20 protein-coding genes and 4 tRNA genes are annotated in these 24,255 nt (G+C 63.3%); 13 read left to right on the forward strand and 11 right to left on the reverse strand.

Annotation, left to right across the window (positions count from 1 at the left end; genetic code table 11):
- Positions 1-22: 22 nt before the first annotated feature.
- The 3 genes from rpoZ to AWB78_RS04125 all read left to right on the forward strand — a co-directional run bounded on the left by rpoZ (position 23) and on the right by AWB78_RS04125 (position 3,271).
- Positions 23-226 carry a DNA-directed RNA polymerase subunit omega gene (rpoZ, locus tag AWB78_RS04115; RefSeq protein ID WP_006999799.1) on the forward strand — a complete coding sequence of 68 codons (204 nt, stop codon included), beginning with the start codon at positions 23-25 and terminating at the stop codon, positions 224-226.
- 92 nt (positions 227-318) lie between these two features.
- Positions 319-2,715 carry a RelA/SpoT family protein gene (locus AWB78_RS04120; protein WP_062602540.1) on the forward strand — a complete coding sequence of 799 codons (2,397 nt, stop codon included), beginning with the start codon at positions 319-321 and terminating at the stop codon, positions 2,713-2,715.
- Between the two features lie 64 nt (positions 2,716-2,779).
- Positions 2,780-3,271: a phage protein NinX family protein gene (locus AWB78_RS04125; protein ID WP_062602543.1), complete on the forward strand. Its 492-nt coding sequence runs from the start codon at positions 2,780-2,782 to the stop codon at positions 3,269-3,271.
- Positions 3,272-3,337: 66 nt separating this feature from the next.
- Here the strand turns inward: AWB78_RS04125 and AWB78_RS04130 are convergent.
- The 3 genes from AWB78_RS04130 to AWB78_RS04140 form a co-directional block, all read right to left on the reverse strand.
- Positions 3,338-3,414, reverse strand: a tRNA-Arg gene (locus tag AWB78_RS04130).
- A 97-nt stretch (positions 3,415-3,511) separates the two neighbouring features.
- Positions 3,512-3,588, reverse strand: a tRNA-Arg gene (locus AWB78_RS04135).
- Between the two features lie 97 nt (positions 3,589-3,685).
- Positions 3,686-3,762 (reverse strand) — tRNA-Arg (locus AWB78_RS04140).
- Between the two features lie 151 nt (positions 3,763-3,913).
- Between AWB78_RS04140 and greB the strand changes: the two genes are divergently transcribed.
- Complete coding sequence (gene greB / locus AWB78_RS04145) at positions 3,914-4,465, forward strand: transcription elongation factor GreB (protein ID WP_062602544.1); 552 nt, start codon at positions 3,914-3,916, stop codon at positions 4,463-4,465.
- A gap of 78 nt (positions 4,466-4,543) precedes the next feature.
- Here greB and AWB78_RS04150 read toward each other — a convergent pair whose 3' ends face one another.
- On the reverse strand, positions 4,544-5,716 hold the full coding sequence (locus AWB78_RS04150; protein ID WP_062602546.1) for a porin: 1,173 nt from the start codon (positions 5,714-5,716) through the stop codon (positions 4,544-4,546).
- A 1,395-nt stretch (positions 5,717-7,111) separates the two neighbouring features.
- On the opposite strand from AWB78_RS04150, the gene AWB78_RS04155 reads away from it, so the two are divergent.
- Positions 7,112-8,257, forward strand: a complete 1,146-nt coding sequence (locus AWB78_RS04155) for an exonuclease domain-containing protein (RefSeq protein ID WP_062602547.1) — start codon at positions 7,112-7,114, stop codon at positions 8,255-8,257.
- 7 nt (positions 8,258-8,264) lie between these two features.
- Here AWB78_RS04155 and AWB78_RS04160 read toward each other — a convergent pair whose 3' ends face one another.
- The 5 genes from AWB78_RS04160 to pepN form a co-directional block, all read right to left on the reverse strand.
- Positions 8,265-8,861 carry a chorismate mutase gene (locus AWB78_RS04160; RefSeq protein ID WP_062602548.1) on the reverse strand — a complete coding sequence of 199 codons (597 nt, stop codon included), beginning with the start codon at positions 8,859-8,861 and terminating at the stop codon, positions 8,265-8,267.
- A 238-nt stretch (positions 8,862-9,099) separates the two neighbouring features.
- Complete coding sequence (locus AWB78_RS47525; protein ID WP_198399205.1) at positions 9,100-9,249, reverse strand: hypothetical protein; 150 nt, start codon at positions 9,247-9,249, stop codon at positions 9,100-9,102.
- A 631-nt stretch (positions 9,250-9,880) separates the two neighbouring features.
- Positions 9,881-9,956: transfer RNA gene (locus AWB78_RS04165), tRNA-Thr, on the reverse strand.
- 81 nt (positions 9,957-10,037) lie between these two features.
- Entirely contained in the window at positions 10,038-11,057 is a 1,020-nt protein-coding gene (locus AWB78_RS04170) for a class 1 fructose-bisphosphatase (RefSeq protein ID WP_062602550.1), read from the reverse strand.
- Positions 11,058-11,221: 164 nt separating this feature from the next.
- The gene (pepN, locus tag AWB78_RS04175; RefSeq protein ID WP_062602952.1) at positions 11,222-13,939 is read right to left on the reverse strand and encodes an aminopeptidase N; all 2,718 of its coding nucleotides are present in this window, start codon (positions 13,937-13,939) and stop codon (positions 11,222-11,224) included.
- Positions 13,940-14,171: 232 nt separating this feature from the next.
- Here pepN and AWB78_RS04180 point away from each other — a divergent pair, with 232 nt between their 5' ends.
- The 8 genes from AWB78_RS04180 (at position 14,172) to AWB78_RS04215 (ending at position 22,322) form a co-directional block, all read left to right on the forward strand.
- Positions 14,172-14,885, forward strand: coding sequence for a DUF4136 domain-containing protein (locus AWB78_RS04180; protein WP_062602957.1), 714 nt, complete (start codon positions 14,172-14,174; stop codon positions 14,883-14,885).
- 186 nt (positions 14,886-15,071) lie between these two features.
- The gene (locus tag AWB78_RS04185) at positions 15,072-15,770 is read left to right on the forward strand and encodes a CDP-alcohol phosphatidyltransferase family protein (RefSeq protein WP_062602551.1); all 699 of its coding nucleotides are present in this window, start codon (positions 15,072-15,074) and stop codon (positions 15,768-15,770) included.
- Positions 15,767-16,576, forward strand: a complete 810-nt coding sequence (locus AWB78_RS04190) for a HalD/BesD family halogenase (protein ID WP_062602553.1) — start codon at positions 15,767-15,769, stop codon at positions 16,574-16,576. The genes AWB78_RS04185 and AWB78_RS04190 overlap by 4 nt, the downstream gene beginning before the upstream one ends.
- Positions 16,573-17,589: a flippase-like domain-containing protein gene (locus tag AWB78_RS04195; protein ID WP_062602555.1), complete on the forward strand. Its 1,017-nt coding sequence runs from the start codon at positions 16,573-16,575 to the stop codon at positions 17,587-17,589. The genes AWB78_RS04190 and AWB78_RS04195 overlap by 4 nt, the downstream gene beginning before the upstream one ends.
- A 24-nt stretch (positions 17,590-17,613) precedes the next feature.
- Positions 17,614-18,402 carry a phosphocholine cytidylyltransferase family protein gene (locus AWB78_RS04200; RefSeq protein WP_062602557.1) on the forward strand — a complete coding sequence of 263 codons (789 nt, stop codon included), beginning with the start codon at positions 17,614-17,616 and terminating at the stop codon, positions 18,400-18,402.
- Positions 18,399-20,096: a phosphoenolpyruvate mutase gene (gene aepX / locus AWB78_RS04205; RefSeq protein ID WP_062602559.1), complete on the forward strand. Its 1,698-nt coding sequence runs from the start codon at positions 18,399-18,401 to the stop codon at positions 20,094-20,096. Before AWB78_RS04200 ends, aepX begins: the two co-directional genes overlap by 4 nt.
- Entirely contained in the window at positions 20,089-21,258 is a 1,170-nt protein-coding gene (gene aepY / locus AWB78_RS04210) for a phosphonopyruvate decarboxylase (protein WP_062602561.1), read from the forward strand. Before aepX ends, aepY begins: the two co-directional genes overlap by 8 nt.
- Positions 21,258-22,322, forward strand: a complete 1,065-nt coding sequence (locus AWB78_RS04215) for a 2-aminoethylphosphonate aminotransferase (protein ID WP_062602562.1) — start codon at positions 21,258-21,260, stop codon at positions 22,320-22,322. Before aepY ends, AWB78_RS04215 begins: the two co-directional genes overlap by 1 nt.
- On the opposite strand, the gene AWB78_RS04220 is transcribed toward AWB78_RS04215, so the two are convergent.
- Both AWB78_RS04220 and guaD read right to left on the reverse strand, forming a co-directional pair.
- A complete protein-coding gene (locus tag AWB78_RS04220; RefSeq protein WP_062602564.1) occupies positions 22,323-22,757 on the reverse strand; it encodes a hypothetical protein in 435 nt (144 codons plus the stop codon).
- Between the two features lie 149 nt (positions 22,758-22,906).
- Complete coding sequence (gene guaD / locus AWB78_RS04225) at positions 22,907-24,235, reverse strand: guanine deaminase (RefSeq protein ID WP_062602566.1); 1,329 nt, start codon at positions 24,233-24,235, stop codon at positions 22,907-22,909.
- Positions 24,236-24,255 lie beyond the last annotated feature (20 nt).

Raw genomic sequence — 24,255 nt, forward strand, 5'->3', positions numbered from 1 at the left:
CCACATCGAGAAGGAAACAAACATGGCCCGTATCACCGTTGAAGACTGCCTGAAACAAATCCCGAATCGCTTCGAGCTCGCGCTCGCGGCGACGTATCGCGCGCGTCAGCTCGCACAAGGCCATACGCCGAAGATCGAAAGCCGCGACAAGCCGACCGTCGTTGCGCTGCGCGAAATCGCCGCGGGCCAGGTTGGTATCGAAATGCTGAAAAAGGTGCCGGTCTAAAGGCCGCCCGCTTACTCGTTTCAACTCGTTTCATTTAGCCGTTTCATTTTTCGTAATCGACGACCACGCGCGTCACTACCACGGAGGCGAAGATGAGCCAGACACCGTTGCCCGTCTCCGCCGCCGTGGACCCCGACATCGAAATCGACGCCGATTCCGTGCTCGATGCCGATAAGCCGCACGCGGCGCGCAAGTACATCGATGCGGTCCTCGAACAGTCGTTCCGCCATCTGTTCGGCCCGACCGCCACGCCGGAGCAGCCGCGCAAGCATGACGTCGTTTCCATCTCGAAACTGACGAACGCGCTCGCGAGCTACATCACTCCGGAAGAGATCAAGGAAGTCAAGGCGGCTTTCCATTTCAGCGACGAAGCGCACCTCGGGCAGTATCGCCAGAGCGGTGAGCCGTACATCACGCATCCGGTGGCGGTCGCGGAAATCTGCGCGGGCTGGAAGCTGGATGCGCAATCGATCATGGCGGCGCTGCTGCACGACGTGATCGAAGATCAGGGCGTGACCAAGACCGAGATCGCGGAGCGCTTCGGCGCGAAGGTCGCGGAACTGGTCGACGGCTTGTCCAAGCTGGACAAGATGGAATTCCGCAATCGCGAGGAAGCGCAGGCGGAAAACTTCCGCAAGATGCTCCTCGCGATGGCGCGCGACGTGCGCGTCATTCTCGTCAAGCTCGCCGACCGGCTGCACAACATGCGCACGCTGGGCGCGGTGCCGCCGGAAAAGCGCCGGCGCGTCGCGCGCGAAACGCTCGATATCTACGCACCGATCGCCCACCGGCTTGGTCTGAACAATACGTATCGCGAGCTGCAGGACCTCTCGTTCGCGAACTTCAATCCGAATCGTTACGCCACGCTCGAAAAAGCGGTGAAGGCCGCGCGCGGGAACCGCCGCGAAGTGGTCGGCAAGATTCTCGAAGCGGTGCAGCGCACCATCGCGGACGCGAAGATCAACGCGGAAGTCACCGGCCGCGAGAAGACCATCTACAGCATCTACAAGAAGATGCGCGACAAGCAGTTGTCGTTCTCGCAGGTGCTGGATGTGTATGGTTTTCGCGTGGTCGTCGAGAGCGCGCTCGAGTGCTATACGTGCATCGGCGCGCTGCATGCGCTCTACAAGCCCGTGCCGGGCAAGTTCAAGGACTACATCGCCATTCCGAAGGTGAACGGCTATCAGTCCCTGCATACGACGCTCGTCGGCCCGTTCGGCGCGCCGATCGAGTTCCAGATCCGCACGCGCAAGATGCACGAGATCGCCGAAGCCGGCGTCGCGGCGCACTGGCTCTACAAGAACGGCGGCGCGGATCTGAACGATGTCCAGAAACGCGCGCATCAGTGGCTCAAGTCGCTGCTCGACATTCAAAGCGAAGCGGGCGATTCGAGCGAATTCCTCGAACACGTCAAGATCGACCTGTTCCCGGACGCCGTCTACGTGTTCACGCCGAAGTCGAAGATCATGCCGCTGCCGCGCGGCGCGACCGCGCTCGATTTCGCGTATTCCATTCACAGCGACCTCGGCAATCAGTGCGTCGCGGTGAAGATCAACAACGAGCTCCTGCCGCTGCGCACGGAGCTGAAGAGCGGCGATATCGTCGAAGTGATCACCGCGCCGTATTCCAAGCCGAATCCCGCTTGGCTCGGCTTCGTGCGCACCGGCAAGGCGCGCTCGGCCATCCGTCACTATCTGAAGACGATGCGCCTCAACGAGTCCGTCCAGCTGGGCGAACGGCTCGTCGATCAGAGTCTCAAGGGCTACGGTCTCGCGTTGTCCGACGTCACGCCGGAAGTGTGGGAAAAGCTCGTGCTCTGGACCGGCAACAAGACGCGCCAGGAAATCTTCGCGGATATCGGCCTCGGCCGTCGCGTGGCGGCGGTGATGGCGAAGCGCATCGAAGTATTGATGAACGGCATCGCCGACGACGACGAGCATTCGCATCGCGAGCATCACAACACCAATACCGCGCCGCCCGTGGTCATCACGGGGACGGAAGGAATGTCGGTGCAACTGTCGCCGTGCTGCCGCCCGATTCCCGGCGACAACATCATGGGCTACATCGGCATCGGGCTCGGCATGGCGATTCACACGACCGAATGCCGCGTCGCGCAGCGGATCCACCGGCGCGATCCGGGCCGCTGGATCGACGTCGCGTGGGCGCCGCAGCCGGGACGTCTCTTCGACGTCGCCGTGAAGGTGCTCGTGAAGAACACGAAGGGCGTGTTCGCGCGCGTCGCGGCGGATATCACGTCGGCGGATGCGAACATCGTCCATATCGCCATGGATGAGGACGTGTCGCAGGAAGCGAAGCTCCTGCGCTTCGTGATCCAGGTCAGCGACCGCGTCCATCTGGCCAATGTCATGCGCCGCGTGCGCACCAATCCGGACGTGATGCGCATCGCGCGCGAGCGTCCGAGCGACGAACCGCATCACCGCAATCAGGACGGCGGCATGCGCATCGACCGCGAGCGCGCCGACTACTGACGCGGCGCGCGGGTACGCGGCGTGCATGCCTGTCGTCGTCCGACGAACAGGAGAGAGCGCCGCAATGAACACTTCCGATCTCGAAGGCTCCACGCTCGATTATTGGGTCGCGCGCGGGCTGCATGAATTCATCCGCGAGATTCACTTCACCGACAGCGGAGAGACGCTCTCCATTCGCGGCAACGACCGCGGCAAGCCTTGGGACGGCCGCTTCCTGCCTTCGACATCATGGGAGGCAGCATCGGTCGTGCTGGAGCGCGCGTGCAAGCTCGAGATGCATGATCACGGGCGCGGCGAGGTGGTCTGCACCGTGAGCTTCGGCAAGGACGGCAAGCCGGTGGAAGGGCGGGGCGCGTCGCTGCGCCTCGCATTGTTGCGCGCGTTCGTGCGGCATGCGTTCGGCGATACGGTCGAGGGCGAATATCTGCGTCGCCCGCAGTCGCTGCTGGGCGCGCGCGCCGAGCCGATCGGGGAATCGAGCGCGGTGGCATCGGTGGAGGACGTGCCTTCGCCCGACAGGCATATCGGCGATATCAGCCCGGTGCCGCGCCCGTAGTCGGCGGATCATGTTCGGACGCGGAAAACAAAAAGGGCCTTCCGTGTGGAAGGCCCTTCGAAAAAATGGCGCGGCTGGCAGGATTCGAACCCACGACCCCTTGGTTCGTAGCCAAGTACTCTATCCAACTGAGCTACAGCCGCACGCAAAACGGTACTGCTTGTTACTTCTGCGCTTATGGTTAAGCGCTCGATGCTTTCACTATTGACGCGACCGTCAAGGAGAAAACACCAAAATAGGTGGCGCGGCTGGCAGGATTCGAACCCACGACCCCTTGGTTCGTAGCCAAGTACTCTATCCAACTGAGCTACAGCCGCACGCAAAACGGTACTGCTTGTTACTTCTGCGCTTATGGTTAAGCGCTCGATGCTTTCACTATTGACGCGACCGTCAAGGAGAAAACACCAAAATAGGTGGCGCGGCTGGCAGGATTCGAACCCACGACCCCTTGGTTCGTAGCCAAGTACTCTATCCAACTGAGCTACAGCCGCACGCAGAAGCGGAATTATAGCCAAGCCTGTTTTGAAATGGAAGGGGTATTGACCGAATTATCGATTTTTCTTCCACGAAGCACGCGCGAGGCGTGGTAAGTTGATGTTTCGTAAGCAAAGTACCTCCCGGAATTCGACATCGATTCGCATCATGAACAAGGCATTTGTCAAAGAGTCGGACGACACCGACGACGACCTCGAACTCGGCCATCCGGACGTCCCGGCGGGCACGAAGAACTACATCACGCCTGCGGGCCATCAGCGGCTGCGTGACGAGCTTCTGCAGCTTCTCGACACCGAGCGCCCGGAAGTGGTCAGGCTCGTCTCCTGGGCCGCTTCAAACGGCGACCGCTCGGAGAACGGCGACTATATCTACGGCAAGCGGCGCCTGCGCGAGATCGACCGGCGCATCCGCTTTCTGGGCAAACGTCTGGATCTCGCGGAAGTGGTGGACAGCAGCAAGCAGGAGAACGTCGACCAGGTGTTCTTCGGTGCGACAGTGGACTACGCAGGCGACGATGGCGATGTGAAAACCGTGACGATCGTCGGCGTGGACGAGGTGGACCTTGAGCGCGGCTACGTGAGCTGGATCTCGCCGGTGGCGCGGGCGCTGCTGAAGGCGAAGATCGGCGATACGGTCGCGTTGCACACGCCCGCGGGCGTGCAGCAGATCGATATCCTGGACGTGCGATATCCGCATTGATCCGGGACGCTGTGCGGTAGGGACGAAAAAAAGCCGCTCCGAAGAGCGGCTTTTCTACAGCGGTACTGCGTGTGAAGCTTAGAAGCGGTGACGCATGCCGACCGTAGCCGAAACTTGATTGTTCGACGACGCGATGCCCACGCCGTTGATCGTCGCGCCGCCCGGCAGGCCGTCCGTGTCCGTCACGTGCTGGTATTCGCCCTGCAGGTACACGTCGGTACGCTTCGACAGCGCGTATGCCGTTTGCAGGTTGAACTGATGGAACTTCGGCTTTTCGCCTTCGATGCGGCTGTCGGTGTACGTGTAGTTACCCGCGATCGACAGAGCCGGCGTCAGGTTGTAGCGGCCGTTCACTTCGTAGTTCGTGAAGCGTGCGCTGTTGCCCAAGCCGACCGAGCCCAGACCTTGCGTGCCGACGTTCGTCAGGCCTACGCCGTTGTCGAACATCGTCTGCGTGAACACGAAGCCAACCGTCGCCGGGCCGAACGCGTAGTTCAGGCCACCGCCGAAGATGCGCTGACGGCCCGACGCGAACGGCGTCTGATCGTTCGTGACCGCGCCAGCCGTCTGGACGCCCGTGACTGCGTTGACCGTGCCGGCGTTGTTCGACTGGAAGTACGCACCAGCGACGTTCAACGGACCGTAGTTATACGACACACCCGCGCTGTACGCACGGTTGTTCGCGAAACCGCCAGCCTGGTTCGAGAAGCCGTACATCGCGCCGAACTTGAAGCCAGCATAGTTCGCGCTCGTGTACTTGACCGAGTTGTCGACGCGGAACGTGTTGTCGAGGTTGTCGTTGTCGAACGGGTGGGCGAACTGCGTGCCACCGTATTGCGTGCCCGTCAGAGCCAGCGGTGCAATGAAGTCGACGACGGAGTCATATTGACGGCCGAGGGTCACTGCGCCGAACTGGTTGCTCGACAGACCGACAAACGCCTGACGGCCGAACTCACGGCCACCTTGGCTGTTCGTGCCGTTCATGATGTTGAAGCCGTTCTCCAACGTGAAGATCGCCTTCAGGCCGCCACCGAGGTCTTCCGAACCACGCAGGCCCCAACGGCTGCCGTTCACGGAGCCGCTCGTCGCCTTCCAGTTGCTGTGGCCCGAGCCGCCGCTGCCCGGAACGATGTTGTTGTTCGTGTACGTCAGGCCTGCATCGATCAGGCCGTACAGCGTGACGCTGCTTTGCGCGTGAGCGGCGGTGGCAAAAACGCCCGTCAGGGCGGCGACCATGAGAGTCTTTTTCATCTTTGTAACTCCGAGAGCAGATTGGGCCGGGGACCCAGGCTTTGAGGAAACCCTCGCTCCGGCGCGCTGCGAGAGGCGCGGGCGGAGGAGCAGTGCGTCGGCGGAGCGACACACTTGTTTCCGGACCAGACGAAGTGTAAAGACGGTGTTACAGACAGGGCGTTCCAATTTCCGCAATAAACCATTGTTGATGCGGCAATGATCTCGCTAAGGCATATTTTTCTTTATATACAAGGGTTTATCGGCGAATAAAGTCGTAAGGGGCGAACTGTCAACCAAACGACGTTGCGCATGCGCGACATGAATCGGCGCGGAAATACAACGGGAAAATTCGCAATGAGCATTGTTGATGTATCTGAAATAGAAGTTTGCCGGTTTTGCAGGTAATTTATTCGGAGCGCATCGCTATACTTCAGTTTCTGCTTTCCGAAGCAGACTTTTTCGTTGACGGAAAAAGATCTCCAAACTTTGTCAGCGCGACTTCCCGGTCGCGCTTTTTTTTTGCGTCGTCCGTTCTAGTGCGACGCCGTGACTTCTCCGCCCTTCACCGGCTCGCGGTCGAGCGGCCTCTATCACGTGGTGCCTCGCATTCATGGGCTAGGACAGCAGATTCTGACGTGCAGGATCGAATTCAAACGATGTCGCGGACTCCATCGCCGACAAGATCGATTGCGTGGGAAGCGATTTGAAACCATTTCGCGATTCGGTGTAGTTGAACCATCGTCACGATTCCCCCTTTACACTTAAGTTGCGATTTAGTTTTCATGTTGCTTAATGCCGGAGGATCGGGCAAGACGATTAAATATTCACGATTGCAATGATCCGGTTAGAGGGCGATATTTGTAATCGACGCGCCCGCTCTTTACTGCTACCAGATTCGATTACTTTCAAGTTGCGGTTATGTATCTCAAATGAATGTGATGGAACTGCGCATTCGAATTCACTGCCTTTCCAAAATGAAAATGGTTAATCGCGCGCATTGAGCGAAAGGTATCAATGCCTGCTGCGCCCGGTGCTGCGGAGACGCTTGCGCGGCGCATCGCTAGACGCCAGCGGCGGCCGAGCAGGCGCGACCGATCCGTCGCGAACGCGGGCGTCGGCGGAAAACATGAAAAGTATCTTTGTTAATCGGGGATTCCGATTACGGGTTGTCCGCTATTGCGATGTGATCAACTTTTAATGGTCACGCGCCTGAAATCGGAAAAGCGGTCGGTCGACATCCCAAGCAAAAAAATCGCTGACGCGAAGCGCCTTCGGCATCGCGTAATGAATCCCGATGCGGTATAAGCCAGCGATCCCTTGCAGCAAAAGCCCGCCGACCCGTGCTGCGTTAGAATGGGCAATCCAGCGAATCTCTCCCCCGGCCCATCGCGCCGTCTCGTTCGTTCATCCACGATGCAACTCGATCCGTCAATCAGCTTTGCCTATCCCTCCGAACCCATTGCGTTCGTCGATCTCGAAACGACCGGCGCGACGTTCGGCGTGGACCGCATCACCGAGATCGGCATCGTGGAGATCGGCCCGTCCGGTGTGTCGCAATGGACGTCGCTCGTCAACCCGGAAAAGCGGATTCCCGCGTTCGTTCAGCAGTTGACCGGCATCACCGATGCGATGGTGCGCGATGCCCCGACGTTCGAGCAGCTCGCCGCCGGCTTGCTCGAGCGAATGAACGGCCGCCTGTTCGTCGCGCACAACGCGCACTTCGATCACGGCTTCCTGAAGGGCGAATTCAGGCGCATGGGTCTTCGCTTCGCGCCCGACGTGCTCTGCACGGTGCAGCTTTCGCGCGCGGTCTATCCGTCGGAAAGCCGTCATGGCCTCGATGCGCTCGTCGAGCGGTTCGCGCTCGTGCCTGCCGCGCGGCACCGCGCGCTTGCCGATGCCGACCTGCTCTGGCAATTCTGGCAACACCTGCATCGCGCGCACGCGCCGGATGTCATGCGCGCACATCTCGAACGCGTGACGCGCCGGTTCCAGCTCGCCGCGCACATCGACGAGGACACGATCGAGCAGATTCCCGCCGGCTGCGGCGCCTACATGTTTTATGGCGATGACGACGCGCCGCTCTACGCCGGCAGAAGCGTGCGACTGCGTCAGCGCGTGCGTTCGCATCTCGTGGGGCCGCGGCGTTCCGCGAAGGACCTGCGTCTCGCCGCGCTCGTGCGCCGCGTCGAGTGGAAGGCGACGTGCGGGGAAATCGGCGCGATGTTGGCCGAGGCGCAGTGGATCGCGAGTTCGCGTCCGGCGCACAACCGCGCGACGAAGACGCGTCCGGGCGATGTCGGCAGCGCGCCGTGGCCGCACGCGGGCGCGATCGCGATCGAGGAGCGCGACGAGGCATCGGGACGACGCGCGTGGCACGTCATCGACCGCTGGTGCTATCTCGGCACGGCCGACACACTCGCGCAAGCCGGCGCACTGCGTGCGAATGCCGACACGCCCGTGTTCGAACTGTCGACGTACCGCGTCCTGAGCGAACGTCTCGCGCGCGGACTCGCGGTCACGCCGCTCGCTGCCGCAACGCCGGCGACTGCCGTTTAAGACGCCATCAGCCGATCGCGCCGACGCCGCCCGTCGCGCAGACGTGGGACAGCGCGCGCATGAGCGGCGGGTTCATCGACGAGTTATAGCGCGTCAGATGCTTCCATCGCGCCACGCTTTCGGCGAGGCGAACGGGGCAGTCCTCCGCATGGCGAAGCGGCTCGACGTGCGCGAGCGCCGATACGAGAGACTGCGTGAGCCGGTCGAGCTTCGGACGCGTGTCCTTGGCGAGATCCGGCGGCGATTCTTCGGGCGCCGCCTTCAGCGCGCGCCAGTTGGCGAAGAGCGCGTTCTGCACGTCCTTGCTGGCATCGATCTGGTCGCGGAAGAACTGGCGCGCGAACTCGGGGTCGACCTGCGCGGCCGTGGCCTTTTCCTCGACGTGCTTGAGCAACGCCTCTTCGCGCGGCGTGTCGGTGACAGGTTCGTGATGCGCCCACTTCCAGCGCGCGACCGGCTCCGCGAGCGCGAGCCGTTGCGAAACCAGGGCGATGAGATTGGTGAACGCGGTGTCGTCGCCGTCGGCTTGTGCGGACGCGGGCGCGGCGAGCGCGAGCGCGCAGGCGACAGAGGCGAGGAGGGGAGACTTCGATCGGCGGCGCATCGGTGTCCGGGAAAAAGCTCCAAGAATAGCGCACCGCACGGTCATTCCGAAACGACGGCAGCCAACTGAAGGGATCAGATTCGACGGGGCGAGCCGAGTCGCACGACTCGCCCGATTGCGGTCATGAACGAGGGGCGCGAGGCGTCCTGGCGTGAGCCATGTGCGGACCGGACGGTCCGCGTGTGCCGCGCGCGGCAGGCGTCGTTCTCACGACGACGGCGTGATCCAGCGTGTCCGCCTATTTCGACTGCGCCGATTTGCGCTGTTCATCGAAGAACGCGCGCACATGCTCGGGCAGTTCGGTCGCGAGAAATTCGACGGCAACCGGTTCCGGATCCGGACAAAACACCTTGTCGGGCGTCGGGATTTTCGTCGGTTTCGCGTCCATGATTTTTCTCCTCTGTGACATCAACAATTGCGCTACTGGCCGATGCGGCTATTGCGCCGCCGCATGCGGCCGAAATACGAAATACGGTTCCCTGTATAAATGCGTTATCGGATCGCGACCGCTCAGGCTTGAGCCAAGTGCCGCCTCTGATTACCCAAACGCATGATCGTTCGTCCTGGGGCGGGTAATGCTCGGCTAAGTCATTACCGGCCCTCGAATTTCTTGCTGCAAAAACTACGGTGTCCTACTTCTCGATGGCTGCCCGGCGCAACGCGCCCAGCCTGGATTCGCACGAAGTGCAACCACCGCGTACTTAAACTGTAGCTTTTCCTCTATGGATATAACGATACCGGGAAACCAGCGTTGACGCTCGATGGTGCAAGGCGGAAAATGGCTCGTTGTGGTAGGAAACCGCACATATACGATCAATAAGACGCGCGGCCGCAGCGGAATGTGAAATCGGTGCGGGCCATTTGCCGCCGAAATCGCAAGCCTGTGTATCGCGTGTGCGCTCGTTGCATGAGCGCAAGTGGTGGCGCAGCGTCAGACGCCGTGAAGGCAAGATCGCTGTCCAGAAGACCAAAAGCAAAAACCCGCGTCACTTGCGTGTACGCGGGTTTTAAAATTTCTCTGGTGCCGGAAAGAGGAATCGAACCCCCGACCTTCGCATTACGAATGCGCTGCTCTACCGTCTGAGCTATTCCGGCTCCATTGTTGCTTTCGTTTGATTCGTCAGCAACGAAGAAGTGAGATTATGCAGAGCATTCGGCGTTTTGGCAATACCTGAGTCAAATTTTCTTTTCGAGATGGTAGCGCGTCACGCGATCCACTTCGCTCTTCGAGCCGAGGAACACCGCGACGCGCTGATGCAGACTCGTCGGCACGATATCGAGGATGCGCTCTTCGCCGTTCGTCGCGGCGCCGCCCGCCTGCTCGACGATGAAGGACATCGGGTTCGCTTCGTACATCAGGCGCAGTTTGCCGGGCTTCGACGGGTCGCGCTTGTCGGCCGGATACATGAAGATGCCGCCGCGGTTCAGGATGCGGTGCACGTCGGCCACCATCGACGCGATCCAGCGCATGTTGAAGTCTTCCTTGCGCGCGCCGTCCTTGCCCGCGTTCAGTTCGCCGATGTAGCGCTGCACCGGCTCATACCAGTGACGCGTGTTCGACGCGTTGATCGCGTATTCGCGCGTTTCGACCGGAATCTTCATGTCGCGCTGCGTGAGCACCCACGAGCCGAGCTCGCGATCGAGCGTGAAGCAGTTCACGCCGTGGCCGGTCGTCAGCACGAGCACCGTCTGCGGGCCGTACACCGCATAACCCGCCGCGACCTGCTGCGAGCCCGGCTGCATGAACGCCGCTTCGCTCGGCTCGACGCCGTCAGGGCAGCGCAGCACCGAGAAGATCGTGCCGATCGACACGTTCACGTCGATGTTCGACGAGCCGTCGAGCGGATCGAACGTCAGCAGATAGTTGCCCTTCGGGTAGCGGTTCGGGATCGGGAAGATCTTTTCCATTTCTTCCGATGCCATCGCGGCCAGGTTGCCGCCCCATTCGTTGGCTTCGAGCAGGATTTCGTTCGAGAGCACGTCGAGCTTTTTCTGCACTTCGCCCTGAACGTTCTCGCTGCCGGCCGAGCCGAGCGCTTCGCCCAGCGCGCCCTTGCTCACGTGATAGCTGATCTGTTTGCACGCGCGCGCGACGACTTCGATCAGGAGACGCAGGTCGGCCGGCAGATTCTGGTGTTCACGCTGCTGCTCGATCAGGTACTTCGAAAGCGTGGTGCGGCTGGAGATGGAGGACATGCTTGAGCTCCGTGAGCGTTAGACGAATGTTCACGATTCTAACCGCTCGACCCCGCCGCTCCATATGACAGCGACCGCGCGCATCCGCCATAAACGAGAACGGCTGTCGCGCGAAATTCCGCGCGACGGCCGTCGGACAGCAAAAATCCCCGACGAAACAGGGCTTAAGCGGCGAGCGCCTTCTCGACCACCTCGCGCACGTCCCGCGATTTCGCCTTCGACGCGACTTCGCTCAAAGCCGCGTGCATCTTCTCGCGGAGTTGCGGCGTGAAGCGGCGCCACAGTTCGAGCCCGCGCGCGAGACGCGCCGCGACTTGCGGATTGAGCGCGTCGAGCGCGATGACCTGCTCGGCCCAGAACGCGTAGCCGGAGCCGTCGGCGGCGTGGAACTGCGCCGGGTTGCCGCTGCAGAAGCTGAAGATCAGCGAGCGCGCGCGGTTCGGGTTCTTGATGTTGAACGCCTGATGCTGCATCAGCTTGCGCACGATCTCGATCACCTTGCGGTCCGGCCCGCCGCGCTGCGTCGCCTGGAGCGCGAACCACTTGTCGATGACGAGCGCCTCGTTCTCGAAGCGGCGATAGAAGTCCGCCAGCGCCGCATCCGCGACGGTCGCATCCGCGCCCTTCGTCGCGCTCGCGAGCAGCAGCGCGGAGAGCGCCGCCGAGCGGTCGGTCATGTTGTTGGCGGCGTCGTACTGCGCCTGCGCGAGCTTGACGGCCTCGCGCGGATCGTCGAGCTGGCTCAGATAGGCGAGGGCGAGATTCTTCAGGCCGCGCTTGCCGGCGTCTTCCGGCACCGGGCGATATTCGCCCGAAGTGCGGTTCGCTTCATACGTCGCGAGCCACTTGTCGCGCAATTGCGACGCGAGGCGCCGGCTCATGAAGACGCGCGCCGCGTGCACGGCGGCCGGGTCCGACACGCTCATCTGCTCGGCGAGATAGCTTTCCGACGGCAGCATCAGCGCGAGCTCGCGGAACGCGGGCGTGAGCGTGGTGTCGTCGAGCACGCGGGCGAACGCGGCGATCACCTGATCGTCGATGGCGAGCGCGTCGCCCTTCGCGGCGCGCTCGGCGAGCGACAGCAGCTCGCGCGTGGCGAGTCGCTGGCCGGCTTCCCAGCGGTTGAACGGATCGCTGTCGTGCGCGAGCAGGAACGCGAGTTCTTCGTTCGTATAGTCGTATTCGACGATCACCGGCGCCGAGAAATTGCGCAGGAGCGACGGCAGCGGCGCCTCGTTCACGTCGACGAAGGTGAACGACTGTTCGCGCCCAGTGAATTCGAGCACGCGCGTCGTGCCGTTCGGCTCCTTCTCGCCTTCGAGGCGCAGCGGCAGATCCGCGCCGTTCCTGCCGATCAGGCCGACCGAGAACGGAATCAGGAGCGGCCCTTTCTGCGTTTCGCGCGCGGCCTCGGACGCCTCGGCGTAGCCTTGCATGAGCGTCAGCGTATAGCGCTTGGTCGCGGCGTCATAATGCGCGCGCACGGAGACGCGCGGCGTGCCGGCCTGGCTGTACCAGCGCTCGAACTGCGCGAGATCGCGATGATTCGCATCGGCGAGCGCCTGACGGAAGTCGTCGCAGGTGACGGCCTGGCCGTCGAAGCGCTGGAAGTAGAGGTCCATGCCGCGGCGGAAGCCGTCGCGGTCGAAGAGCGTCTGATACATCCGCACGACTTCCGAGCCTTTCTCGTAGACGGTCATCGTGTAGAAGTTGTTGATCTCGACGTAGCTCTCGGGGCGCACCGGATGCGCCATCGGGCCGGCGTCCTCGGCGAACTGCATCTGACGCAGCACGCGCACGTCCTCGATGCGCTTGGTCGCGCGCGCGGCGGCGCTCGCGGCGCCTTCGACGTCGCCCGCGGCCATATCGGCGGAGAATTCCTGATCGCGGAACACGGTCAGGCCTTCCTTCAGGCTCAACTGGAACCAGTCGCGGCAGGTCACGCGGTTGCCGGTCCAGTTATGGAAGTACTCGTGGCCGACCACGGCCTCGATGTTCGAGAAATCCGTGTCCGTCGCGGTTTCGGGGTTCGCGAGCACATACTTCGTATTGAAGATGTTGAGGCCCTTGTTCTCCATCGCGCCCATGTTGAAGTCGCTCACCGCGACGATCATGAAGCGGTCGAGATCCAGCTCCAGCCCGAAGCGCCTTTCGTCCCAGCGAATCGAGTTGATGAGCGAATCCATCGCGTGACGGGTTTTATCCAGATCGTGCGGCTCGACCCACACCTGCAGGAGCTTCTCCTTGCCCGAGCCCGACTCGATGCGCTCCTCGATGCACACCAGCTTGCCCGCGACCAGCGCGAACAGATAGCTCGGCTTCTTGAACGGGTCTTCCCATGTGGCGAAGTGACGGCCATCGGGCAGATCGCCTTCCGCGATCAGATTGCCGTTGGACAGCAGCACCGGATACGCGGTCTTGTCGGCGCGCAGCGTGACGGTGTAGGTGGCCATCACGTCCGGGCGGTCGAGGAAGTAGGTGATGCGGCGAAAGCCCTCGGCCTCGCACTGCGTGAAGAAGTTGCCGCTGGAGACATAAAGTCCGGAGAGCGTCGTGTTCCCGGCCGGATCGCAGATGCTTTCGATGCTCAGCTCGAAGGCATCCGCCGGAATCTTGCCGATTGACAGTCCGGTTTCATGGACCCGGACATCCGCGTGCCCGACGCCGTCGATCGCCGCGCTCACGAATTCGAGCTGTTCGCCCATCAACTCGAGGCGCGAAGCGTCGCCCTGGGCGTCGGGGTTGCGGCGCAGCTTCATCGTATTCTTCACGACCGTGCGCGATGGCACGAGATCGAACTCGAGCGCGACGGAGTCGATCAGGAAGGCGGGCGGCGTGTAGTCCTGGCGGCGGATCACTGCGGATGCGGTCGTGGTAGACATGGCAAGATCTTCAAAGTGAATGGGGCGGCGCGGACGCACGTCGTGGCCTCGTCGCTCGGGGCACGCATGCGGGCGCGGCATGTCGAACCATTGTACAAAACACCCGTCGATCGTGAGCGGCGCCATCGGCGCCATCGGCGGCCTCGCTGGCCGCTCGCGCGAGCGGCGCACGTGCGCGCAGCCCTCGCGCTATCTATAACTAAGAAAGGCAGTGTCCGAAGTGAGGATGACCATGAATTTCCCGATCAAGGCGCTCGTCAGATGGGTGCTCATACTGGCCGCGATGTGGCTCGCGGGCTGCACGACCTACGTGCAGACGCAGGTCACCGCGTTCTCCGACTGGACCGGCAGCGATGCGACGCGCACCTACGCGTTCGCGCGTCAGGGCGAGCAGCAGAACAGCATCGAGCAGACGACATACGAGACGCTCGTCGCCAACGAGCTGTCGAAGTACAACTTCCGGCAAGTCCCCGACGCGAGCGCGAACTATCAGGTGGCGCTCGCCTATTCGGTGCGCGGCGATCTCGTGACCGTGCGTCAGCCGGTCTACTACGATCCCTGGCCGATGTACGGCCCGTACGGCAGGCCGTACTGGGGGCCGTGGGCCGGCTGGGGTCCGTATGGCCCGTGGGGCCCGACGGGCTACGTCGATCAGAGCTATCCGGTGTACATCCACGCGCTGCAGATCCGCATGACCGATCGCAATTCGGGCCGCGAAGTCTACAAGGTGATCGCGGTGAATTCGACGGGTGACCCGTCGCTTTATCAGGCGATGCCGTACCTCACGCGCAGCGCGCTCGCGAACTTCCCGCTCGGCAACGGCACGGTGCGCACGGTGACCTTGCCGGTGGACAGCAGCGGCGGCGTTTCGAACGAAACGGCGGCGTCGCTCAACTCGAACGGGCGCAATGTGGCGCCCGCGCCCGCGGCCAAGACCGTGGACTGAGCGTCGGAGAAAACGGGCGGCGGGGCGCGTCGGAAATTATTGCCACGGCGCGCGATCGCCGATACTTTTCGCGCCTTCGCGCAACGTTTCAAAAGCGCCCGGCGGCCTTTAACAAACAGGGTTTCATCACCGCGGCGACGGGCCGCAATATATGCAGCTTCGGTGAATTAGCGATATATTCGCGGGATGACAAAATCGTGTCCGCCCCGTCCTGAAGCCGTTCCCAAGCCCACCACATGGGATGCGCGGCTCGCTCGCCGCCTCGTCACGCCGCTGGTCGGCACCCCGGTAACGCCGAATCATCTGACGACCCTGCGCCTCGCCATCGGTGTGGCCGGCGCGTACTATCTGTCGCTCGGTGAGTTCTGGATGTGCACGCTCGGCGCGCTCCTCATCGCGCTGTCGAATCTCGTCGATCACACCGACGGCGAGCTTGCGCGCATCAGCGGGCAGTCGAGCAAGATCGGACACTTCTATGACCTCGCGGCCGATGCGCTCGTGACCGTGCTGCTCTTCCTCGGCATTGGCTTTTACGTGGCGGTGCATCATCCGTCGATGATCGTGCCCGCGCAATGGCTCGGCGGCATCGCGGGCGTGTCGGTTGCTCTGATTTTTTTCCTGCGCATGCGCATCGAGTCGATGGTCGGCAAGTCCGGCACGAAGCAGGCGTCGATGGCCGGATTCGAAACCGAAGACGTGCTGTATCTGCTGCCGGTCGTCACCATCCTGAACGGCATGACGCCGTTTCTGATCGCCGCGTCGATCGGCGCGCCGCTCTTCGCAGTGTATGTGGCGGTGGATTATCAGCGCGTCACCCGGCACCTGAGACAGCGCGTGCAGGCGTCGCGCGCAAAAGACGGCAACGATTTCCAGGCGGTGAAATGAGCGATACGGCAACTCCGGACAACACGCTGACCCAGCCGGCGCATGCGTCGGTTGCGCGCCCGTCGAAGCGCGACATCGACGCGACCCTGAACGCGCGCCTCGCCGCGCTGCAAGCGCCGAAGCTGCGCGACGAATACGGCGAGCAGGGCGCGTTTCTGTACATCGAGGATTTCCTCCCGCGCGATTACACGGAACGCCTGATTGCCGCCGTGCGCGACGTGATGCCGGCCGTGAACCGCAACTATCTGCCGGGTCACAAGGCGGGCGGCAGCGTGAGCCGCCATACGCTCGACAAGCTCGCGCCGTTCATCGCCGATCTGTACCGCTCCGAAGCGCTGATCAAGTGGCTGGAGACGATCACCGGCGACAAGCTGCAACTCTCGCCCGAAGACGATCCGCACGCCTACGCGCTTTACTTCTACACGCGTCCGGGCGATCACATCGGCTGGCATTACGACACCTCGTATTACGAAGGCCGCCGCTATACGCTGCTGCTCGGCGTGATCGACGATTCCTCCTGCGCGCTCGAATACGAACTGCACACGCGCACGCCGGAGATTCCGGATCAGCCGGGCTCGGTGCAGTATCCGCCCGGCGCGTTCGTGCTGTTCGACGGCGACAAGCTGCGCCACCGCGTCACGCCGCTCGGCGAGAACGAAATGCGCGTGTCGCTCACGTTCGAGTACGTGACGAACCCCAACATGCGGCCGTTTCAGCGCTTCATCTCGAACATGAAGGACTCGATCGCGTATTTCGGGTTCAGGCAGGTCTTTCGCCGCAAGGGCGGCAAGAACGGACCGGCATGAGCCGCGCGGGCACATTGCTGCTTTCCGTCGGCGTGGTGTTGTTCATCGCGCTGCTCGGCTGGCAAGGCTTCGGTTCGGTGGCGTCCACATTGGCCGCCGCGGGCTGGGGTCTGCTCGCGGTCGCGGCGTTTCACTTCCTGCCGCTCGTCGTCGATGCCGGCGCGATCAGCGTGCTCTTCTCACGCAAGGAGCGCGACGTCTCCCTGCGCGACGCGCTGCTCGCGCGCTGGGCCGGCGAATCGGTGAACAGCCTGATGCCCGCCGGCCAGATCGGCGGGCCGATGCTGATGGTCCGCTATCTCGCGCAGCGCGGCATGCGCGCGCGCGATGCCGCCGCCGTCATCACCATCAGCACGACGATGCAAACCGTCGCGCAGCTCATCTTCGCGCTGATCGGCGTCGTGCTGCTGACGGGCTACGCGGCGGGCGGCTCGTCGTCGAGCGTGACGATCGCCGTGCTCGCGGTGATCGGCGTGATCGGCCTCATGATCTTCGGCTTCTATCTGGCGCAGCGGCGCGGTCTCTTCGGCCGCGCGATGCGTTTCGCGTCCGGCATCGCCGCGAAGTTTTCGGCGAAGCGCGACTGGTCGTCGCTCGTCACGCGCGCCGAAGCCGTCGATGCCGCCGTGCACGAGCTCTATCGCGAGCGCCGCAAGGTCGCGTCGAGCTTCGGCCTGAGCCTCATCGGCTGGATCGTCGGCACGGGGGAAGTGTGGCTCGCGCTGCATCTGCTCGGCCATCCGGTCGGCTGGACCGAAGCTTTGCTGCTCGAAAGTCTCGGCCAGGCGATTCGTGGCGCGGCCTTCGCCATTCCCGGCTCGCTCGGCGTGCAGGAAGGCGGCTATCTGCTGCTCGCGCGTCTCGTCGGCCTGCCGCCCGAGGCGGCGCTCGCGCTGTCGCTCGCGAAGCGCGCGCGCGAACTGCTGCTCGGCGTGCCGGGCCTCGTCTATCTGCATTTCGTTGAAAAAGGCTGGCAGCGCCGCCGTCTCGCGCGCGTGCCGGATATCGACTGACCCACCCACGAAGGGAACACAACCATGCGCGCAATTATTCTTGCGGCCGGGATGGGCTTGCGCCTCGTTCAGCCCGAAGGCCAGCAAAAGCCGAAGTGTCTGCTGCGTTTCGGCGACGCCTCGCTGCTCGAACGTCATCTGCACTTTCTGAAGGCCGCCGGCGTCGACGAAGTCGTCTTCGTGACCGGCTTCAAGAGCGAGCAGATCGAAGCGGAGCTCGCAGCCATCGACTGGAAGCCGAAGACGGAAATCGTCGTCAACGACGAGTTCACGCTCGGCAGCGTGCTGTCCGTGCACACCGCGCGCGATGCGATGACGCGCGGCGGCGATATCCTGCTGATGGACGCCGACGTGCTCTATGACGAGCGCATCGTCGAGCCGCTCGTCGCGGGCGGCAGCGTGAACCGTCTGTTGATCGACCGCGATTTCGAAGCGGGCGACGAACCCGTGAAGCTGTGCGTCGAGAACGGCGTGCCGGTCGAATTGCGCAAGCAGGTCGCGGCGGGGCTGAACTATGACACCATCGGCGAATCGGTGGGCTTTTTCCGCTTCGATGAAAAGACCGCCACGCGTCTTGCCGAGATTTGCGCCGATTACGTCGCGACCGGCCGCGCGAAGATGCCGCACGAAGAAGCGGTGCGTGACCTGTTGCTGGAGAATGTGCAGAACCCGTCCCACGTGTTCGATATCGCCGATGTGACCGGCGCACCGTGGATCGAAATCGATTTTCAGAACGATGTGAAGCGCGCGGCCGACGAAGTCCTGCCGCAATTGAACGCGCTGCGTCAGTTTGCAGGAGCATCCCAACAATGAACGCACCCGGAAACATTCCCGTCGGCTACTCGCGCACGCTGCGCCTGCGCGAGATGCTGCAGAGCAATCGCCTCGAATTCCTGATGGAAGCGCACAACGGCATTTCGGCGCGCATCGCGAAGGAAGCCGGCTTCAAGGCGATCTGGGGCTCGGGCCTGTCGATCTCGGCGCAATTCGGCGTGCGCGACAACAACGAGGCGAGCTGGACGCAGGTCGTCGACAACCTCGAATTCATGGCCGACGCGAGCGATCTGCCCATTTTGCTCGACGGCGACACCGGCTACGGCAACTTCAACAACGTGCGCCGTCTCGTGAGGAAGCTGGAGCAGCGCGGCATCGCGGGCGTGTGCATCGAGGACAAGCAGTTTCCGAAGACCAACAGCTTCATCAACGGCGAGGCGCAGCCCCTCGCCGATATCGACGAATTCTGCGGCAAGATCAAGGCGGGCAAGGACTCGCAGAGCGATCCGAACTTTTCGATCGTCGCGCGCGTCGAGGCGCTGATCGCGGGCTGGGGCATGGAGGAGGCGCTCAAGCGCGCCGAGGCGTATCGCCAGGCGGGCGCGGACGCGATCCTGATTCACAGCAAGCTCTCCAAGCCCGACGAGATTCTCACGTTCGCGCGTGAATGGGCCGGGCGCGGTCCGCTCGTCATCGTGCCGACGAAGTACTACAGCGCGCCGACCGACGCGTTCCGTCAGGCGGGCATCAGCTGCGTGATCTGGGCGAACCATCTGATCCGCGGCGCCGTTTCGGCGATGCAGGCGATCGCGAAGGAAATCCACGACAGCGAGACGCTCGTCAATGTGGAAGACCGCATCGCGTCGGTGAACGAGATCTTCCGTCTGCAGGACGCGGATGAATATTCGGCGGCCGAAAACATCTATCTGACGGCCGCGAATGAAAAGCGCAGCGCGATCGTGCTGGCCGCGAGCCGTGGCGCGGGCCTCGAAGCGCTGACGGAAGAGCGCCCGAAAGTCATGCTGCCGGTCGCGGGCAAGCCGCTTCTGCGCCATCTGGTCGAGGCGTTCAAGAAGGAAAGCATCAACGACATCACGGTCGTCGGCGGTTATCGCGCCGATGCGATCGAGACGGGCGGCATTCGTGTCGTCGTCAACGAGAAGCATGAGTCGACGGGCGAGCTCGCGTCGCTCGCGTGCGCCGTGAAGCACATGAACGGCGATACCGTCATCTCCTACGGCGACCTGCTGTTCCGCAGCTACATCCTGCGCGATCTGGTGGAGTCGGACAGCGACTTCTGCATCGTCGTCGATTCTTCGCAGGCGCCGCAGGCGGGCGCTGCCGCAACCGACTTCGCGTATTGCTCGACCGCCGACGATCGCGCGCTCTTCGGCCAGAAAGTGTGGCTCGAAAGCGTGGTCGGTGCGGGTCAAAGTCTCACCGATGGCCGCGCGCCGCAAGGCCGCTGGATGGGTCTCATCAAGGTGCGCGCCGGTGCGCGCGAACGTCTTGTCGCGACGCTCGGACAACTGCAGCAACGCGCCGACTTCGACCAGCTCGACACGGCCGCGCTGCTCAACGCGCTGATCGCCGCCGGTCAGAAGATCGAAGTGCACTACGTGCACGGCCACTGGCGCGGTGTGAACGATCTCGACGATTTCCGTCGCGCGGGCGATTTCGCGCACGGTCAGACGCCCATCGGTTCGGAAGGCACGGAGAACGCGCGTGATTGAGGCCGCCCAGTTCGTCGAGGCCGCGCGCCAGCGGGGCTTCGACTGGTATGCCGGCGTGCCGTGCTCGTTTCTGACGCCGTTCATCAACTACGTGCTGCAGGATGAATCGCTGCACTACGTGTCGGCGGCGAACGAAGGCGATGCGGTCGCGTTGATCGCGGGCGTCGCGCTCGGCAGCACGGGCAAAGGCAGCGTGAAACGACGCGGCATCGCGATGATGCAGAACTCCGGTCTCGGCAACGCGGTGAGCCCGCTCACATCGCTGACATGGACGTTCCGTCTGCCGCAATTGCTGATCGTCACGTGGCGCGGCCAGCCCGGCGTCCACGATGAGCCGCAGCACGCGCTGATGGGCCCGGTCACGCCGCAGATGCTCGAGACGATGGAGATTCCGTGGGAGCTTTTCCCGACGGAAGGCGATCAGATCGGCCCGGCGCTCGATCGCGCGACGGAATACATGGACCGCACCGGCCGCCCGTATGCGCTCGTCATGCAGAAGGGCAGCGTCGCGCCGTATGAGCTGAAGAAGACCGGTTTGTCAGGCGTGCGCGCGAATGCGCATCCCGCGGCGGTGCAGCGCTTCGAAGGCGAGCGCGTGACGCGTCACGATGCGCTTCGGAAAGTCATCGCGAACACGCCGAAGGATTCGACGGTCGTGCTCGCATCGACGGGCTTTTGCGGCCGCGAGCTATACGCGATCGACGACCGCGAGAACCAGCTCTATCTCGTCGGCTCGATGGGTTGCGTGACGCCGATGGCGCTGGGCCTCGCGCTCTCGCGCCCGGATATCACCGTCGTCGCGCTCGATGGCGACGGCGCCGCGCTCATGCGCATGGGCGTCTTCGCGACGCTCGGCGCCTACGGCCCGTCGAACCTGATTCACCTGCTGCTCGACAACGGCGCGCACGAGTCGACGGGCGGCCAGGCGACCGTATCGCGCGAAGTCGATTTCGCGTCGATCGCGTCGGCGTGCGGCTACGCGCTCGCGCTCGACGGCGACGACATCGGCGTGATCGATCGTCTGTTCGAAACACGCAACGTGGACGGCGTGCGCTTCGCGCGCCTGTCGATCAGGACCGGCACGCCGTCCGATCTGCCGCGCCCGAAAATCACGCCCGAGGACGTGCGCGCGCGCCTGCAACAACACATAGGAGGCCGATGATGCTGCTGCTCAATCCGGGTCCTGTCACGCTGACCGAACGCGTGCGCAAGAGCCTGCTGCAAACCGACTTGTGCCATCGCGAGCCGGAGTTCTTCGATCTTCAGGATGAGGCGCGCAAGCGTCTCGTCGCTGCTTACGAGCTCGATCCCGCCGTGTGGAGCGCCGTGCTGATGACGGGCTCCGGCACCGCCGCGGTCGAAAGCATGATCGCCGGGCTGGTGCCTGAAGGCGGGCGTCTGCTCGTCGTGGAAAACGGCGTGTATGGCGATCGCATCGTGCAGATCGCGAAGCAGTACGGCATCGGCCACGAAATCGTGAAGTACGAGTGGATGCAGGCGCCGGACATCGACGCGATCATCGCGCTGCTCGACAGCAAGAAATTCACGAATGTCGCGATCATCCATCACGAAACGACGACGGGCCGCCTGAACACGATCGACAAGCTGTCACGCGCATGCGGCGAGCGCGGCATCGGTCTCCTGCTCGACGCGGTGAGCAGCTTCGGCGCGGAAGCAATCGACTTCGACGGCGGCGGCATCGCCGCAATCGCCGCGACGGCGAACAAGTGCCTGCACGGCGTGCCGGGCGCGGCGTTCGTCATCGCGAAGCGGGATGCATTGGCGAAAGCCGCGAATCGCACGTATTACCTCGGCATCGCGCGGCTGGCGAAGCTGCAGGACGAGCGCAACACGCCGTTCACGCCGTCGGTGCACGCGTATTACGCGCTCGTCGAAGCGCTGCGCGAGTTCGAGGAAGAAGGTGGCTGGCGCGCGCGCCACAAGCGCTATGCCAAGCTCGCGGAGCAGGTTCACGCGGGACTGGCCAATCTGGGTATCGAGAGCGCGTTGTCGCCTGAGGAATCGTCGGTGGTGTTGCGGGCGTATCGGCTGCCCGCCGGCATGACCTACGAAAAGCTGCACGATGCGCTCAAGGCCAAGGGCTTCGTGATCTACGCGGGGCAGGGCGGGTTGTCGAAGGAACTGTTCCGCATCTCGACGATGGGCGCGCTCGACGCGAACGATATGGACCGGCTGATCTCGTCGTTCGTCGAATTGCTGCGCTGATTACAGCTTGCAAAAAATCGCCGTGATGAAGGGCGCGACGTGGTGCACGGCCGCGTCGCTGCCCGCCGCGCGCACCTTTTGCGCGACTTCGTCGTCGCCGCCCCACACTACGGCGCCATACGCCGCATCTCCGATCGGTTCGCCCTTGCCCTGTTTGAAGAGCGGATCGTCCTTCTGATACGCCACCAGCGCGTACACCTTGAAGCCGTACGCGGTCAGCGTCGCGCCTTTGACCGGCCTGAACGCGTTGATCGAGTTGTTCTCGACGCGCATCGGCTTCGCTTCGAGCAGATGTTTGTCCTGCAACGGCGCGATGAAGTCGTGCGGCGTCGATTTGCAGTCGAGCTGCCGCTCCAGCGCCTCGGCGTGGGCGAGTACGGCCATCGACGCGAACGTCATCGGCAGAACAAAGCGAATGAGTCGGAAGGCGTTCATGGCGGCGCAAGGAACGTGACAGCCAGCACTTTAACGAGAATGCAACATTTGTGCTCAATCCGTCGAGCGAATCGTCGCCTGCCGGGTGTCGCCGCATACGAAAACGCCCTTCGAGCGAAGGGCGTCCGTCTCGTAGCTTCCGGGAAAGTTCAGGCCGCCAGCTCCAGCTTCGCCGTCTTGCGCGTGTCGCGCGAATGCACGCGCTTGCCTGCGGCGTAGGTCTCGAACACCGCGCGATCGTCGCCGAGCAGCGCGAACGCGAACAGCAGCTCTTCCAGCGATTCCGTGCGCGACGTGCGGCGCGCGAGCAGCGGCGTCGAGGCTGGATCGAGCACGACGAAGTCCGCTTCGCTGCCGGGCGCGAGCGTGCCGATCTTGTCGTCGAGTTCGAGGACCTGCGCGGCGCCGGTCGTCGCGAGCCAGAACATGCGCGTCGCGGTCAGATGATGGCCCGTCAGGCGCGCGACCTTGTGCGCTTCGTTCATCGTCTGCAGCATGGAAAACGATGTGCCGCCGCCGACGTCCGTCGCGAGCGCCACCGGCATGTTCGCCGCGCCGGCCTTCTCGAAGTCGAACAGACCGCTGCCGAGGAACAGGTTCGACGTCGGGCAATGCGATGCCACCGCGCCGGTTTCCGCCATGCGCTCGCGGTCGCGGTCGTCGAGATAGATGCAGTGGCCGTACACCGCGCGGCGGCGCAGCAGGCCGTAATGGTCATAGATGTCGAGATAGCTGCGATGCCCCGGAAACAGGCTTTCGACCCATTTGATCTCGTCGGTGTTTTCGGCGACGTGGCTCTGGATGAACACATCGCCATGTTTCTGCGCGAGCGCGCCGCACGCTTCGAGTTGCGCTTCCGTCGATGTCGGCGCGAAACGCGGCGTCAGCGCGTACTGCTGCCGGCCGCGCCCGTGCCAGCGCGCGATGAGCTCGGCGCTGTCGTCGTAGCCGGATTGGGCCGTGTCGCGCAGAAACTCGGGGCAATTGCGGTCCATCAGCACCTTGCCCGCGATCATGCGCGTATTGCGCGCTTCGCTTTCGGTGAAGAACGCGTCCGCCGATTGCTTGTGCACCGTGCAGTAGACGAGCGCCGTCGTCGTACCGCACGCGAGCAGTTCGTCGATGAAAAAGCTCGCTGTCTCGCGCGCGACCGCCGGATTCTCGAAACCGCGCTCCGTGGGAAACGTGTACGTGTTCAGCCACGGCAGCAAGCCCGGCGCGGGTGACGCGATCATGTCCGTCTGCGGATAGTGGATGTGCGAGTCGATGAAACCCGGCACGATCAGCTTGTCGCGCATCGAATGCACGGTCGCGTCGGCGGCGAGCCGGTCGCGGATCGACGCATACGCGCCTGCCGCGACCACCTTGCCGTCCTCGACGATCAGGAGGCCATCGGCCTCGTACACCGCGCCATCGGCGGCATGCGCGGGGTCTTCGCGAAAGGTCAGCAACTGGGCGCGGTAGGCGGTCTGAGTCATGATGCAACGTCTCCGAATAT

Source organism: Caballeronia calidae (assembly GCF_900044055.2).
Classification (GTDB): domain Bacteria; phylum Pseudomonadota; class Gammaproteobacteria; order Burkholderiales; family Burkholderiaceae; genus Caballeronia; species Caballeronia calidae.